This is a genomic window from Olleya sp. KKT75, from assembly GCF_055635485.1.
Genome location: NZ_CM145759.1, coordinates 1,496,621 through 1,511,719 on the forward strand (window position 1 = coordinate 1,496,621; position 15,099 = coordinate 1,511,719).

The 15,099-nt window shown below is 31.8% G+C and carries 19 protein-coding genes; 4 read left to right on the top strand and 15 right to left on the bottom strand.

Going from position 1 to position 15,099, the window contains the following annotated elements:
• Nucleotides 1-121: 121 nt before the first annotated feature.
• Both ACZ2G2_RS06645 and lysM read left to right on the top strand, forming a co-directional pair.
• Nucleotides 122-1,063 carry a nicotinic acid mononucleotide adenyltransferase gene (locus ACZ2G2_RS06645; RefSeq protein ID WP_090836799.1) on the top strand — a complete coding sequence of 314 codons (942 nt, stop codon included), beginning with the start codon at nucleotides 122-124 and terminating at the stop codon, nucleotides 1,061-1,063.
• A gap of 194 nt (nucleotides 1,064-1,257) precedes the next feature.
• The gene (gene lysM, locus ACZ2G2_RS06650) at nucleotides 1,258-1,752 is read left to right on the top strand and encodes a peptidoglycan-binding protein LysM (protein WP_090836797.1); all 495 of its coding nucleotides are present in this window, start codon (nucleotides 1,258-1,260) and stop codon (nucleotides 1,750-1,752) included.
• 136 nt (nucleotides 1,753-1,888) lie between these two features.
• Here lysM and ACZ2G2_RS06655 read toward each other — a convergent pair whose 3' ends face one another.
• The 11 genes from ACZ2G2_RS06655 to ACZ2G2_RS06705 all read right to left on the bottom strand — a co-directional run bounded on the left by ACZ2G2_RS06655 (nucleotide 1,889) and on the right by ACZ2G2_RS06705 (nucleotide 11,387).
• Nucleotides 1,889-2,389, bottom strand: coding sequence for a DUF4440 domain-containing protein (locus ACZ2G2_RS06655; RefSeq protein ID WP_470394640.1), 501 nt, complete (start codon nucleotides 2,387-2,389; stop codon nucleotides 1,889-1,891).
• 113 nt (nucleotides 2,390-2,502) lie between these two features.
• Nucleotides 2,503-2,844, bottom strand: a complete 342-nt coding sequence (locus ACZ2G2_RS06660) for a hypothetical protein (protein ID WP_470394642.1) — start codon at nucleotides 2,842-2,844, stop codon at nucleotides 2,503-2,505.
• Nucleotides 2,845-3,001: 157 nt separating this feature from the next.
• Nucleotides 3,002-3,334, bottom strand: a complete 333-nt coding sequence (locus ACZ2G2_RS06665) for a hypothetical protein (protein ID WP_470394644.1) — start codon at nucleotides 3,332-3,334, stop codon at nucleotides 3,002-3,004.
• 365 nt (nucleotides 3,335-3,699) lie between these two features.
• On the bottom strand, nucleotides 3,700-5,616 hold the full coding sequence (locus ACZ2G2_RS06670) for an ATP-dependent nuclease (RefSeq protein ID WP_470394646.1): 1,917 nt from the start codon (nucleotides 5,614-5,616) through the stop codon (nucleotides 3,700-3,702).
• Between the two features lie 165 nt (nucleotides 5,617-5,781).
• Complete coding sequence (locus ACZ2G2_RS06675; protein WP_470394648.1) at nucleotides 5,782-6,162, bottom strand: hypothetical protein; 381 nt, start codon at nucleotides 6,160-6,162, stop codon at nucleotides 5,782-5,784.
• Between the two features lie 327 nt (nucleotides 6,163-6,489).
• Complete coding sequence (locus tag ACZ2G2_RS06680; protein ID WP_470394650.1) at nucleotides 6,490-7,302, bottom strand: hypothetical protein; 813 nt, start codon at nucleotides 7,300-7,302, stop codon at nucleotides 6,490-6,492.
• Between the two features lie 171 nt (nucleotides 7,303-7,473).
• Nucleotides 7,474-8,427: a Fic family protein gene (locus ACZ2G2_RS06685; RefSeq protein ID WP_470394651.1), complete on the bottom strand. Its 954-nt coding sequence runs from the start codon at nucleotides 8,425-8,427 to the stop codon at nucleotides 7,474-7,476.
• 277 nt (nucleotides 8,428-8,704) lie between these two features.
• Nucleotides 8,705-9,058 (bottom strand): DUF6567 family protein, encoded by a 354-nt coding sequence (locus ACZ2G2_RS06690; protein WP_090836778.1) that lies wholly within the window; start codon nucleotides 9,056-9,058, stop codon nucleotides 8,705-8,707.
• Nucleotides 9,059-9,251: 193 nt separating this feature from the next.
• A complete protein-coding gene (nadD, locus tag ACZ2G2_RS06695; RefSeq protein WP_090836776.1) occupies nucleotides 9,252-9,830 on the bottom strand; it encodes a nicotinate (nicotinamide) nucleotide adenylyltransferase in 579 nt (192 codons plus the stop codon).
• A gap of 97 nt (nucleotides 9,831-9,927) precedes the next feature.
• Complete coding sequence (gene gmk / locus ACZ2G2_RS06700; RefSeq protein ID WP_282069691.1) at nucleotides 9,928-10,515, bottom strand: guanylate kinase; 588 nt, start codon at nucleotides 10,513-10,515, stop codon at nucleotides 9,928-9,930.
• A gap of 11 nt (nucleotides 10,516-10,526) precedes the next feature.
• On the bottom strand, nucleotides 10,527-11,387 hold the full coding sequence (locus tag ACZ2G2_RS06705; protein WP_232782552.1) for a YicC/YloC family endoribonuclease: 861 nt from the start codon (nucleotides 11,385-11,387) through the stop codon (nucleotides 10,527-10,529).
• Between the two features lie 116 nt (nucleotides 11,388-11,503).
• Between ACZ2G2_RS06705 and ACZ2G2_RS06710 the strand changes: the two genes are divergently transcribed.
• Nucleotides 11,504-11,983 (top strand): acyl-CoA thioesterase, encoded by a 480-nt coding sequence (locus ACZ2G2_RS06710; RefSeq protein WP_090836772.1) that lies wholly within the window; start codon nucleotides 11,504-11,506, stop codon nucleotides 11,981-11,983.
• Here ACZ2G2_RS06710 and ACZ2G2_RS06715 read toward each other — a convergent pair.
• From ACZ2G2_RS06715 to ACZ2G2_RS06725, 3 genes are all read right to left on the bottom strand, one after another.
• A complete protein-coding gene (locus ACZ2G2_RS06715; RefSeq protein ID WP_101202112.1) occupies nucleotides 11,964-12,860 on the bottom strand; it encodes a DMT family transporter in 897 nt (298 codons plus the stop codon). The two genes, ACZ2G2_RS06710 and ACZ2G2_RS06715, sit on opposite strands and share 20 nt — an antisense overlap.
• On the bottom strand, nucleotides 12,850-13,206 hold the full coding sequence (locus ACZ2G2_RS06720) for an arsenate reductase family protein (protein WP_470394655.1): 357 nt from the start codon (nucleotides 13,204-13,206) through the stop codon (nucleotides 12,850-12,852). Before ACZ2G2_RS06720 ends, ACZ2G2_RS06715 begins: the two co-directional genes overlap by 11 nt.
• Before the next feature lie 64 nt (nucleotides 13,207-13,270).
• A complete protein-coding gene (locus ACZ2G2_RS06725; RefSeq protein WP_470394656.1) occupies nucleotides 13,271-13,753 on the bottom strand; it encodes an OsmC family protein in 483 nt (160 codons plus the stop codon).
• An 88-nt stretch (nucleotides 13,754-13,841) separates the two neighbouring features.
• Between ACZ2G2_RS06725 and ACZ2G2_RS06730 the strand changes: the two genes are divergently transcribed.
• A complete protein-coding gene (locus ACZ2G2_RS06730; protein WP_470394657.1) occupies nucleotides 13,842-14,297 on the top strand; it encodes a DinB family protein in 456 nt (151 codons plus the stop codon).
• Here ACZ2G2_RS06730 and ACZ2G2_RS06735 read toward each other — a convergent pair.
• Complete coding sequence (locus tag ACZ2G2_RS06735) at nucleotides 14,294-15,037, bottom strand: PdaC/SigV domain-containing protein (protein WP_470394658.1); 744 nt, start codon at nucleotides 15,035-15,037, stop codon at nucleotides 14,294-14,296. The two genes, ACZ2G2_RS06730 and ACZ2G2_RS06735, sit on opposite strands and share 4 nt — an antisense overlap.
• Nucleotides 15,038-15,099 lie beyond the last annotated feature (62 nt).

Here is a 15,099-nt window from a genome sequence, read left to right on the forward strand (position 1 = left end):
TCTATTCTATATCAAAAATACGCAAAATTTTAATGTTTTATGTTAATGGTTTAGCAATGTTATTTTGTTTTTGGCACAGCTTTTGAAACACACTTAGTATCAATCCTTAAAACGACAGATTATGAAAACGATAAAACTACTTACAGGTTTTGCTTTAATAGCAACATTATTTACATCTTGTTATACAGAAGTAGCGGTAGATAATTATAACGATCCACTACCTATCAGTATTAATCAAATGCTTAACGCTAACGAGCTGTGGTACGTTGCGGTGGATGAGACTATTGGTTATGGCGAGTCGCCTTTTTTACAAATAGCTTTTACCGTGTCTTTTAGAAATGGGACGCTTTACGCTAATAATAATTTAGTAGGTATTGGTAGTCAAGGTAACGGTTTTGGTATCCCGATTGGGTATTATAACGCCTATGACAACATCTTAGATATAGATCATGATATTGATGGTTATGATAGTTTTGATGTGTACCAAGTTAATAATAACACCATAGAGTTGTACAACCCATTTACAGATACATCGTATTTTTTACATGGATACCAACGTAGTAATTTTGATTATGACTTTGTGTTTTATGACAATATCCAATATTTTTTACAAGAATATAATGCTTGGGAAAAAACATATACCAGTAATTATGGTGCTTTAAATGAGTTTGATAACGAAAACTATTTACAGTTTTTATCAGGCGGAAACGATAACACTTTCCAGAGCAGTCAAGATCCAAACGGAATAAACCCTAACAATTTATATTGGGATTATACAGGAATATATGGCGTAGGAAACGTTAGTGGTAACATGTACTTAAAGACATTGGTTTTAGATTATGATTATTTTGATAACGAACAATTTGAGTTAAGTATCCTTAACGACCAACGTATTGAATTATTCCACCCAAATTCTGGAACGACTTACGAGTTTACTGGGCGTGGTTATATCGAATTTTTAAAAGAAGGTAAAGACGTTAATACATCTAAAACTTCAGGACTTAAAAAGCGTGTGCAACACACCAAAAAACAAGATAACGAAAGAGAGAATACAAGAGCATAAAGAGTGAATTAGTTAGTTAGTAAAAACCGTTTTAAGCGAGAGCTTTTAACGGTTTTTCTGTTTGTATACTTTAGGGTAAAAAATCCTAATTTAACAAAGGCTTGGCATAAGATTTGTTAACATAAGTTGGAGTTGGGCAACTAATGTTTTAACTTTAGAATTATTAAATAACAATTAAACTAACACAAACAATTATGGGATTATTTTCATTTATTAAAAACGCAGGAGCTAAAGTTTTTGGAATAGGAAAAACAGATAAAGAAGAAGTAGCAGAAGCAGCTGCAGCTGAAGTTAAAATGGAAGCATTAGCTGCCAGTAAGCTAGAAGAAACTGCAAGAGACTTAGACTTACACGTAGAAGGCTTATCTATTTTTATAGATGATGATGCAGCAACCATTTCTGGTGAAGCAGCAGATCAAGCAACAAAAGAAAAAATGGTACTTTTAGTTGGTAACAGCGACGGTATTGCAACAGTAGACGATAAAATGACGGTTGCAGTAGCAGCAGTAGTTGTGCCAGAAGCACAGTTTCATGCAGTTGTAAGCGGAGACACTTTAGGTAAAATTGCCAAAAAGTATTATGGTAATGCCATGAAATATACTGAGATTTTTGAGGCTAATAAACCAATGCTTACAGATCCAGACAAAATTTATGTTGGACAAGTATTACGTATCCCTGCTTTAGATTAAAGTATACTTTTATATATAAAAAACGCCAACTGTGAAGTTGGCGTTTTTTTTTGTGGGTTTTATTTGGAGTTGGTTTTGGGTGAATTGCAAGTAACTTATACTAGTTAATAGTTGTGCACGTTGTGGGCAGTTCATTCTATTGTTTTCCTACATAAGTAGAATGTAATTGTTGAATTTTCCATTTGCCATCTTCCTTTTTTGCGACTGCACTTTCAAGCCAATGGGCGGTGTTTAGAGTGTCGTTTTCTTTTATCCATGTTCCAAAATTATCATACGCAATCCATATTGTACTTTTATTATGTACGGTTTTTAAGAAATCAAATCGATTTATTCTAAGGGATTGTTGTTTGGCGTCTCTTATCCGTGCTCTTATCATAAAATTAGAAATAGAATCATTATTCCATACTACACCATTTTCAAGAAGAAAATAATCAGTTGTATGATGTTTTTTTATTTTTGTTGAATCTAAATCAGACCAAATATCTTGAAATGATTTTGATATTAATCCTTTAACGGAATCAATATCCGCCTGTTTTTGAAATTCATTTAATTCAATATAATTTATTGAATCTGGACTTATTTTGTTATTACAAGAATAGAAAGCACAAATAACAAGTACTATTAGAAACCTCTTCATAATTTTCATTTTTTTAATGATTGTCAACGTTGTTGTATTTGGTTTGTTGCTTGTTTTAGTAATTAGGTAAGAAGCTCAATAGTAAATTATATAGGTTGGTGGCAAATCGATTTTTAATTCCTGAAATTTATATCAAGAGCAGAATCAGAAAGTATATATTCCCAAATCGGTATAAAAGTCAAAAGCATTAAAAAAATCGAAAGAAATATTCCAAGTATTCCTATTCGTTTTCTATTCCTTAAAGATTTGATTCCGAGAAAAAGTCCGAGTAATCCAATTCCTATTGCTATCAATTTATTCAATTTTCCACTTGTAACTATTGTAGGGCTTAAACCCGAACCACTTTGCATTTTAGATAATTCAGTTAGAAATAATTCCGATGTTTGAATGTTAAACCAAATCACAAATAAAATTCCAATTAGAGCTATTATTACCGATATTGTTCCTGTTTTCATTTTATGGGCAACTGTTTGCTAACGGTTACGTATATGAAATGTTGCGTGTTTGTGTGCGAGGATTTTCCGAAGGAAAATCAGATGCAAGCAAACAAAGCAACTCACATTGGTTAAGCACAAAATAGCAATTTTTTATATACAATGTTGTACAACGTTTTTAATATTCTTTTTCCTTTTTTACTTCTCCGTTTTCAGAATATGTTGTCCAAATACCATTTTTATTTCCATTTATTCTCAGACCTTCTTTGAATAGAAAGTAAATTCCATCCTTCTTTGAACATTTATAAAATTGACTAAAGGTTTTATAACTGATATGGTCTTTAGATTCAAAAAACTCATTTAGTGATTTTGCATTAGAATCTATTTCTGTTGTGATATATTCTTCAACCCTATTTCCTTTACGGTCAAAGATTTTCATTCTCTTCATGTTTCCATAATTATCCAAAAAATACTCATGGGCAATTTGTCCGTTTTTATAATACTGTACCATTTTCCCAGTTTTGGCCCAAAATTTTTCAGAATTATGCTTAAAATTTGTCGAACACATAGTCCATCTTACGTTTCCATTTTTGTAAAATATCGTGTCCTTTTTACAGCTAACTTGTTCTAAATCTTTTACTAAATTTAAAAACCTATCCGTATGTTGAGCATTGGAAGAATAACTGATTAGAGTTAATATTATGACGGTTAAAATGCTTTTCATAAATGTTGTACAACGTGTTTGTATATGGTTTGTTGCGTGGTTTAAGCAACTAATTTAGTAAATAATTACCAACCAAGAAAGTCCGCGAGGACTTTCGTAAGTAGGCGAGAAGCCAGCAATAAATTATATACGGTGTTGTGCGTTCGTGTTTTCTACTTATTTATAAATTCAACTATTCTATCAGTCAAGTTTAATAATTGTTGAGACTTAATTCCATCCATCCAAGCATATTCCAACATTTTAGCAATAGCCAAAGGATTTTTTTTAAGTCCTCCCGCATTTCCATAAAAAGCAATAGCTTTATCCTCGTATTTTCTTAAGTTTTCTCCAAATTCAACAGAGATTTCATCTGTTAAATTAGTTTTCCATGAAGTTAAATTTTCCTTTATTATAGAGTTTTCTGGCCAATTACTTTCGGAATTAAGATTCATTAATTCTAATATCGCTTTATTTTCTTTCTTATGTTGAATAATTTCATGTTCTCTAGTTTTATCTGTATCACTATCATATACTACCATTGTTGGAATATCTAGCAGTTTTGCCATTGCTAAAGGCTTTATTAGTTTGTGTTTACCTTCAACAGGAACTATATGACAACCATGTCGTCTAAACTCTATCATCTTATTCGTAAGTAGTAAATATGAATTTATATGTGCTATGTCTTCATGTCCCTCTACTAAAATTAATTTTTTACAGAAAAACATTTCATTAATTACTGGATTTAAGGAAGGGTATAGTTTTGCAACCATACCATTTTCGCTAACTAGTTTTTCTCCGACACTATGTAATTGGTCTGCTAATTCTTGATAGAATAATCTTTTTACTTTTGTTTCACTTGGTTCTCCAACTTCGCAAACTAATCTAATTTTATCAAAGCTATCTCCTGGTATAAATAATGGATTATGAGTGCAAATTATTATTTGTGAATTTGTTTGAGATAAATCAAAAAGAGTTTCTGCAAGGTATCTTGTCTGTGGTGGATGCTGAAATAATTCAGGCTCTTCAATACCCATTATCAAAGTCGGAACATTTTCTGATTCAAAACTTGTTAACTCTTGTAATAAAGCTAACATATATGAACGTTGTAAACCATGTCCGAATCTCGAAAGCTCGCCTTCAAAACCTCTTTCTCCAACTTTTAGTCCTGCTAATGGTTCTTCAATTTTAATAGATTTTTCTGGGTCTTGTTTCCATTGAATTGAAGCCGTTATATTTGGGTGAGCCCAATTAGCTAATCGATTTTGAAGTGAACTAGAAATGTCATCTAATGTTTGTTGTTCAGCATCAAGTAGTTTTTGATATTCAGCACGAACATTGTTTCTTAAATCTCTAACTTTATCATCAAAAGAAACTTTTGACCTTACTGTTCTAGCTAAAAGTTGTCCAAGAGCAGACTTTGATGATTCTTCACTTTCTTCGGTCGCATCTTTAATGGCAGGAACAAAAATCCATTGAACATGTGATTCAAGTTTATTTACACCTCTTGAAACTCCATAAAATTGGTCTTCGCTAGGGATTAAAACACAATTTTCTGGATTATTAGCCTCAAATGTATTTAAAGCTGAAGTCATATCAGCTTTAGAACTAGCAGAAGCTATTTCAGGATATTTATCCTTAAAAGATTTGAATATAGCCTTTAATTCGGTTGCTTTTGCTCCATTTTTATCGGCTTCAAAGAATTTTCTGAATTCTTCCATTCCTAGACGATTACCAAATTGTTTTACGTCAGCTCTTTCTGTAACTGTATCATATTTTGCTATTGCAGTTACGACTAATTTGTCTTGTCTTACATAATCAGCTAATTCTTCTTTAGCTTCGTCTGATAGAGAAGAAAAAGTAACAGTTATTTTTATATCTTTCGTTGTGTCAGAATGATGAAAGTCATTTGCGGATAATTTTAATAAGTCTGTTTGACTGTCTTTATTTTGTCTAAAAAAAAGGTTTAGAGCATGAAATACTGTTGATTTTCCAACTCCATTTGGACCAACAAATGTAGTATAGTCATCAAATTCAATAAATTCTTCTTTATATGCTCTAAAGTTTTCTATTCGTATAGATTCTATTTTCATTCGCGGTTGGTTTTACATGACGCACAACGTTTATGTATAAGAATAGTTGCGGGTTTGTATGCGAGGATTTTCCGAAGGAAAATCAGACGTTACAAACACGCAACGACCTTTGATTAAGCACTAAACCGCAATTATTTTTATACGGTGTTGTGTAAAGTATTTTTCCTAATTCCTCTGTAGAATTACAATGATTTTCATTCTTGGTAAATTCGTTTCTGGATTAATACTTTTACTTAAAAATTCAATCTTAATATTTATGATTTCATATTCAATTTCGTATTCAGATAAGTCATCTTCCAATCCGTGTTTTTTCCTAAATTCAATTGACCAATTAGATTGTGATAAATATAGTTTATCTCCGATTTCGATGTTATAAATATTCACATCATCAAAATCGTACTTTGTGTTTAAAGTGTTCTTTAAATGTTCGTAGAAAAATGCTTCTACACCTGTATAATGGCTCGTTTCGAAAGTGTCTTTTTGTCCTTCAACTTTGGTTTCGATTTCTAAAAAATCATTTAAATATCCTTGTTCTTCGTCATTCATAAAGGTCAGTTTTAATTCGTTTTTTTTTTTATTCGTTAATTGTGTTGATTATAAATATTCAACTCGTTGTGCGTTGCGTTCCCATATTTTGCACAACTAGTTTTATGAGGACTAAAATAGCAAATATCCCATAAGAATTACGGGATATGTGGAATTATTATTCCTAATTTACTTAAGTACTCTTTCACAAACTTACAATTATTATTGCGTGTTTAAAATACGTATAACTACGTAAATTTATTTGCTTGGACTAAGTTACAATGGTGTACTAATTAAGTTTTACGGGTTTCCGTAAAATTGTAAAAAAAGCATAAAAAAAGGGGTTTTTTATGCTTTGAGTTTAATTAGACATTGCTTTAAATCGGAAATCCATTCTTCTTTTATTCCACTATCTTTTTTAGCAGATTTTAATTTACTTTCTAAATATGGAATAAAATCCTTGTCTTTAAGTGTATTGATAGCATCAAATAACAAAGTTCCATATTCGCCATTTTTAAGCTCGGCTATTATTTGTGCCTTAACTTCAATTTCATTTCGGTTTGCTAGTGCAACAATAGCTTCAAGTTTGGTTTCTTGATGTTTATCTTTTGTTCTTTTCCATAAAGCGTTTAAAATTCGGTCATCATTTTTTTCGATCAAAGTTCCGATTCCGAAAGTTGCCCAATTCCGTATTGATGAAAATGTATCTTCGGAAAGTTCAATTAAAGCTTCGATAGCTTTTGGGTTTTCGATTGTCGACAAAGCATGAACTAAACTATATCGAATATCTTTATTTTTTGAATTCTTTAACTCCGTTAGTTTTTCAACTTGCTTTTCTGTAAGGTTTTCATTGTTATGACTTATTCCAAAAAGTAGAGAAAAAAGGACATCATCATTTTGTCCGTTTTCTAATAACTTAAAGTATAGTGCTACAGTTTTTTGTTGCCCAATTCTTGGTTCAAAACCTAATTGTGCTAAAACATCAATTCCAATAATCTTATTTTTATCATTTTGAGATTTGGCAAGTTCATACGCTTGGTCATAAATTTCTTCAGTTGCCCTTTTGCGCAATTCCGATATATTATTCCAATAAGTTTTCTGCGATTTGTTGTTTACTAATCGGTCAAAAATTTTCTCGCTTTTCCAATTTTCTCTTGCCATTTTAATTCAGCAGAATGTTTGTCTTAAATGTTTAATTACGTGATTGTGTATGATTTCGTTACGTAGCTTAAGTACTAAAGTTAGCAAATAAATTACAGATAGGATATTCCGCAGGAATGGTTGTAAGTAGGTTTAAATCTAGCAATTAATTATATGTGGTGTTGTGCCCAGTTATTTTAAACGGTAGATTGTTTTATTTTTTTCTCCTATTTTTTCAAATAAACCTAATTCAGCACCTTTCTTTAAATCTCTACTTGCTGTTGCTGAAGAAATATCTTTAAAAATATTCATATAATCTTTCCTTGTAAATTCAGTTTTATTTAATGAAACAAAATATTCTAATCTGTCTTTTTCATTTAAAGTTCGATTATTAAAATCTAATAGTTCACTAATTGAAATGTCTATCACGTTTAGCATATATTCAATAAACTTAGTAGATTTTCCTGATTTATCACTTTCAGCTAAGGCTTTGTAATATTTTTTTTGGTCGTTGCTAATTAACGTTTCAAAGGGTAGAAATTCAAATATTGGATATTTTTCCATCAAAATTAAAGTTTGCCATAATCTTCCCATTCTGCCATTTCCATCTAAAAATGGATGTATAAATTCCATTTCGTAATGGAAAACACAACTTTTAATTAATTCAATTTCATCAGACTTTTTCAAATATTCAAAAAGGTCTTTCATTAAGTACGGAACATTTTCAAAAGGTGGTGCCAAATGCTCAACTTTTGAGCCTTTTACAATTCCGACACTTTGATTTCTATATTTTCCAGAATTTTCAATTAAACCTTCCATTAAGTTTTGATGTGCTTTTAAAAAGGATTTTTCATTTGAAGGATTGTAATCTTCTAAATTTTCATATATTTTAATTGCATTTAAAACTTCAAGAACATCTTTTTTAGGACCGATAACTCTTTTGTTTTCAAGAAGTGCTGTTATTTGTTCTTCTGTAAGTGTGTTCCCTTCTATTTTTAGCGAAGAATGAATAGTTTTAATTCTATTCTGTTTTCTTAATTTCGGAGAAGGTTTGTTTAATAAATTAGCATTTACTTCTCCTATTTTCTCTGAAATAGAAGTTATTAATTTTAAAATAGAAGATGTTATTTCGTAAGGTGGTTTCATTTGTGATACTATCATTTGATACTATCAAAGATACAATCATTTAATCTGATTTACCTTAGTACTCTTCCATAAACTTACAATTGTTATTACGTGTTTAAAATGCGTATAACTGCATAAATTTATTTACTTGGACTAAGTTGTAATGGTTTACTAATTAAATCTTAAGGCTTTCTGTAAGGCTGTAAAAAAAGCATAAAAAAACCACCTGTTTAGATGGTTTTAGTTTTAAGATTCTTCGCATTACTAAGAATGATAGTTTTGTTTTGAGGTCATTATTTTATTTAAACTCAATAATTTCAGCAGACATTGTTGCGTTAATTCTTTTTTTAGTTTCAATAATATCAATTGTTACGTTAGTAAGCGTTCTGCTTCCTAATAACTCTACACCAGCAGCTTTTGCATTTTCAAGTAGTTTTGCTTTTGCTTGAGAGATAATACCTTCTTTGTTAGTAATATTTCCTGTTTTTATTTTTGTTGTTGCACTTCCTGTAAAACTTCCAAGTACATTAAAATTTGAGTTTGATAAAACGGTTTGTGTTTGGTTTAATTGGTTGTAGCCACCAGAGTGTATGCTTGATCTACATGATGATAATAATGCTAGAATAGCAAGTGGTAGGATAATTTTTTTCATTTTAAATTGATTTGGTTTTGCCTTTTTGAAGGCGTTTTATTTAGGTAAACGAAAGTACACTTTTTTGTTAATTTTATTTTAATATTTTCTAGCAAAAAAATAAAAAAAACCACCTGATTAGGTGGTTTTAATGCCTCTTATTATAAATTATAATTGGTTTAAAGCTGTTAGAACGTTAATTACAGCAGCTTTACTATCTATAAAAATTCATGTCATCTAAATACGCCCAAACATGCTCTGGTAATAATGGTTTAATATTTTTTCCAGCTTTAATACTATTACGTATTAAGGTTGAAGATATTTCCATGATTGGTGCCTCAACATGATGTATTTTAGCGTGGTTGTCAAACTGGGTTTCTATTGTGCCAGTACTTATTCTTGGATAGACGTAAATATGGTGGTTGTCTAAAATAACTTGATAGTTTTTCCACTTATGGAAGCTTTTCAAGTTGTCTTCTCCCATAATTAAAGAAAAATCCTTGTCAGGATACTTCTCGGTTAGATACGCTAAGGTATTAACGGTGTAATTGGGTTGGGGTAAGTTAAACTCGATATCGCTCTCTTTAAGCGTGTCGTAGTCTTTTGTGGCTAGATAAACCATTTCTAAGCGTTGGTGGTTATCTAGCAGTGTGCTTTTCTTTTTAAATGGGTTGTGTGGTGTTACTACAAACCAAATTTGATCTAAATCGCTATTTTCTACCATTTGGTTAGCAATTACAAGATGCCCAATGTGTATTGGGTTAAAGGATCCAAAGTATAAGCCTATTTTCATTTTTTAAAAGTATCATACTGTGCGCAGTCGAGGTGCTTTTGGTGTTTGAAAGCTGCATTTTTACACCTCAGAAACGACCAAAATTTACAGTATGTTATTATTTTTTTATAAAGTCGCTAACGGTGGTTTCGGCTTCTAGTAATGCTTTGTCAAGATTGTCATTTTCTATAATAACATCAAATAAAGGCGCTGTTGCCAACTCTGCACTAGCTTTACTAATACGCATGTTTATTTTGTCATCACTTTCTGTCTTGCGCTTTTTTAAACGTATTTTAAGCTCATCAATACTAGGTGGCTTAACAAAAATGGCGATAGTCTGTTCTGGAAATTTACGTTTTATACGTAATCCGCCAGAGACGTCAATATCAAAAATTACGTTTTTACCTAATGCCCAAATACGTTCGACTTCGGTTTTTAAAGTTCCGTAAAAGTTATCTCTGTACACTTCTTCCCACTCTAAAAAGTCGTCGTCTTTGATGTGTTGTTTAAAGTCTGAGGCAGATAAAAAATAATAATCCTTAGCGTCCTCTTCTGTACCACGTTTTTCTCTAGAAGTTGCAGAAATAGAAAAGGCTAAGTTTAAGTGCTCTTGCTTTAATAAATGTCTAACTATCGTTGTTTTTCCAGATCCAGAAGGTGCTGAAAATACTATTAGTTTACCTTGTGTTTTGGTGTGTTCAGTCAATGTGCTATTGTTTAAAGGACGTTTAATAATTGTTCCTTAATTTTTTCTAATTCGTCCTTCATTTGTACAACCAATTGTTGCATTGGTGCGTAGTTACTTTTTGATCCAATAGTATTAACTTCTCTACCAATTTCTTGAGCGATAAAGCCTAATTTTTTTCCGTTAGAATCTGTACTGTTTATGCTTTCAATAAAGTAGTTTAAGTGATTGTTTAAACGTACTTTTTCTTCAGTAATATCAAATTTTTCTATGTAATATACCAGTTCTTGTTCAAAACGGTTTTCGTCATACTTTTCTTTAAGGTCATCAACGCCTTTTCTTAAACGCTCTTTAACACCTTCTACACGCTCCGGATCCATAGTAATAACTTGCTCTAATAAGTCAGCAATATTTTTTACACGGTCGTTAAAGTCTTGTTCTAAAACTTTTCCTTCGTTTAGTCTGTAGTCTTTTAGGCTATTTAAAGCAGTATGGATTTCGGTTTCAATCTGTGCCCATTCTGTATTATCAATTTCTTCTCTGACAGTATTTAAAGCGTCAGGAAAACGAACCGCCATTTTTAGCAATTCAATATCATTACCATCATTATAAACCGCTTTTAGTTGTTGCATATATTGCTTAACAACAGGTGCGTTTATTTGTGTTGAGGTATCATCTGCAGTAGTTTCTACGTAGATAGAAAAGTCTACTTTACCACGTTCTAACTGCTTAGCCATTAGTTTACGTAGGTCCAGTTCTTTTTCTCTGTAAATTGAAGGCATACGCGCATTCAAATCTAGGTTTTTACTGTTAAGCGATTTTAACTCTATAGTTATCTTCTTTGTTGGCAATTGTAATACAGATTTGCCATAACCTGTCATTGAATAAATCATATAAACACTAATTAATTGCTACAAAGGTAAGTAAAATGTTAACGCCCAAGAAATCGAAATTTTATTATGCGTGCAGAAGTAATTATTGTAGTTTTGAAGTAACAAACGCTAACACTATGTACACAAAAGAATTTGAAATTAGATGGAGTGATATTGATGCTAACAGACATTTAGCAAACTCGGCTTATATTAACTACATGTCTCATACCAGAACCGCTTTTTTACAAGACCATGGGTTTTCTTTAATGGCTTTAAGTAAAGCTGGTGTTGGTCCTGTTGTTTTTCATGAACATGTACACTACTTTAAAGAGGCTTTTTTAGGACAACCAATAACGGTTAGTCTTGAAGTGTCTGGTTTAAGTGAAGATGGTATGTTTTTTAAATTTGATCATAACTTTTATAACAGTAAAGGCCAAAATTTAGCGTTTTGCGAAATTGTAGGCGCTTGGATTGACCTTGGTACAAGAAAACTTATTGGGTTACCACAAGATTTATTAGACATGACCAGTAAGTTTCCAAAAACGGAAGACTATAAAATATTAACTAAAGAAGACATGCGCTTGCATGGACGTTTACCTAAGCATTTAGAGCTTTAGGCTTTTTAGTTACCAAATACACACCAAAAAATATTAGGGATGATGCTGTTAGCTTTACTGCTGTTACAGCATCACTACCCGCAATTACTGCATAAATACCTGCAATTAATGGTTGCAAGTATATAAACACGGTTACTGTAGAGGCTTTAAGATGTCTTAAGGCAAGTGGGTTTAATAAGTAGGTTCCAAAAGTGGCACCGACAATTACAAACACTACAGAAAACCAAATGTACGGTGTAAACGTGACTGTGTTTATGGCTAGTATGTCATTAAATCCAAATGGTAATACCATAAAGAACCCTATTAAAAATAACCATCTAATAAATGTAAACGGATGGTAACGATAGGTTAATTTCTTGATTATTATAATGTAAATACTATAGGAAATAGCATTAAGTAATATCATAATGTTACCTAAAAACACATTGTCTCCAGGACTTGCGGATTTACCGTAAACGGTTAATATAGCTGCGCCAGCAAAACCAAAAATAACACCTAGTATTTTGATTTTTGTAATCTTTTCTTCTAAATAGAATGATGATAGTAATAATACGATTATGGGACTAATAATCATTATTACCGAGGCATGTATAGGTGTAGTTAACTCCAATCCTTTAAAAAACAGAAGCATATTTGTGGCTACTCCAAAAAAGGCTGCGTAGACTAAAGTTAGAATGTCTTTTTTTTCTATTTTTTCTGTGGGTCCCAAAAAACTGAATAGCCAGAATAAAATAGACGCACCACCAACACGAAGCACAATAAATCCTGAGGGTTTTATAAAACCTCCAACCATAACGTCTTTAGCAAATGTGTAGTTTAAGCCGTATAATATTTGTACAAACAATGCTGCTAATAGTGCCCAATATCTAGCTTTCATTTAATGCTAGTTTTGTGGATGCTGTTGTTTTTTTAGCATTTCCGATAAAGATGGCGTCATTAATAACTATAACGGGTCTACTTAAAAACGTATAGTGCTCTAAAAGGTAATGTTTATAGTCTTTTTCGGTTAGGCTTTGGTCTTTTAACCCTTTTTCTTTATATAATTTTGCACGTTTGCTAAACAATGCTTCGTAACTACCAGATAATGCTTTTAAGGCTTCTAATTGCGTTTCCGTAATTGGATTGGTCTTGATGTCTTGAAGCTCAAAATCTGAAGGTAGATCAAGTTCTTTTAAAATACGGACACAAGTACTGCAGGTTTTTAGGTAGTATACTTTTTTCATTTTGCTAAAAATTTTGTCAAAGGTCGTTTTTTTTACTAAAAAGAACTCCTTTTTTTGGTTAAAACTAGTCTGTGCCAGGCGAAGCTTCCGCGGAAGCGTTATGTGTTATTGGAAAATTACAGGATCTTGCTATAAAACACATGCTGTTAGCGTTGTGATGTAATTGGTTGGCTTTTTGTATCATATCCGCATTTTGTACTATTACTTTTGGGTATAACGTCACGTTGGCAAATTGCCCGCTACCATTAGCGTTTTCTTCCATTGTGCCTTCTGGCTGGTCGGTGTAGTTTACCACAATAATATTGTTGGTGGCGCAAAGATGTAAGTACCAAAGCATATGGCAAGAGGCAATGGAAGACAGTAATAATTCCTCTGGATTATAACGGGTTTGGTCTCCTAAAAAAGCGGGATCGGAACTTGCCAAAATAGGTTGTGTTTTATGTGTGGCGGTTATGGTATGGTTGCGATTATAGTCTTTGTAATGCGTAGTGCCTTGACCTAGGTTTCCGGTCCATTGTATTGTGGCTTGGTAGTGGTGCGTTTTCATTATGGAATATTAATGGTTAAAGTTAAAAATCCAATTGTAATTAGTTTAAGTTTTTTTTATTTAGTTTCTTGTAAAAAAAAATAAAGAGATGGAGTTTACATTTGACATTGCATTAAAAAACAGAGCTATATTTAAACAGTTTTTAGAGCAATTTACTTTAGAGCAATTAAATACAGTGCCAGAAGGTTACAGTAATAATATTTTTTGGAATGTAGCGCACACCGTGGTTACCCAACAATTATTGGTGTATAAATTGTCTGGTTTGGATATGATGGTTAGTGACGATTTAGTGGAAAGGTATAGAAAAGGAACTAAAACGGAAGGTGATGTAACTCAGGTTGAGGTTGACGAGATCAAAGCATTGCTGTTTTCTACAATCGAAAAAACAATAGAAGATTATAACAACAAGGTGTTTAAAACGTACAACGAGTATACGGTGTCTACAAAAAGTACGTTAGCGTCTGCAGAAGATGCTATTGCGTTTAACAACTTTCATGAAGGCATCCACTTGGGATATATTTTAGCCTTAAAAAAGAATATTTAGTAGTTTAAGTATTGGTCAATGACAGTAAAAGGTATTGTAAACTCAATTAGTTGTTTGCTAAAATCGCCTAACTCAAAATTGTCGTAAATTATTATAACACCATCCTCATTAAAGCCGATAGTTTCTGGTAGTTTAAAACTACTAGCGCTATCGTCTAGACTGGTGTAAGTGGTTAATAGCTCTTTGTCGTAGTACTTTTTAACTATGGTTTTAAAAGCTTCCATATTATTAATAAGGTCTGCTGTAGTTAACGCTTTACCGTTTGATAAATCAAAATTAAAAAACTTAAATCTTAGGGTGCTACTTGCGGCTCCTGTATTAATATTACCATTCATGGCAATACTTACTATAGCTTCGTTTTGGTAAGAAACTTCACCGTCAATTAGGGCTTCCCATCTCGGAAATTTGTCTTCAAACTCTGTAAGTAGCGTTTTATTAAAATTGATATAGGCGTCGTTAAAAGCTGTGATGCTTTCTGCAATAGTTTCTTTTTTATTTTTAGCGCTATCAATGTTTAAAATAGTACATGCAAAACCAGTTAGTGTTGCATTTATAGTTTTTGCTGTTTTAGAATTACCATCCGCTTTTGGTATAATAATTTCTACAAGTGTTTCCTTTTCTGAAGAAACTTCGGTTTCAGAAAACGTTATTGGTTTGTCCTTTTGGCAAGAGACCGCCAGGAAAAAACAAGTAATTACAGTAAAAAGGGCTGATTTTGAAATCGATAAAGTGTTAAACATTGACTAAAGGTATTGTTCTAGTTTTAATACAACGAATTAAAAACTATTTTTGTTGCTAACAA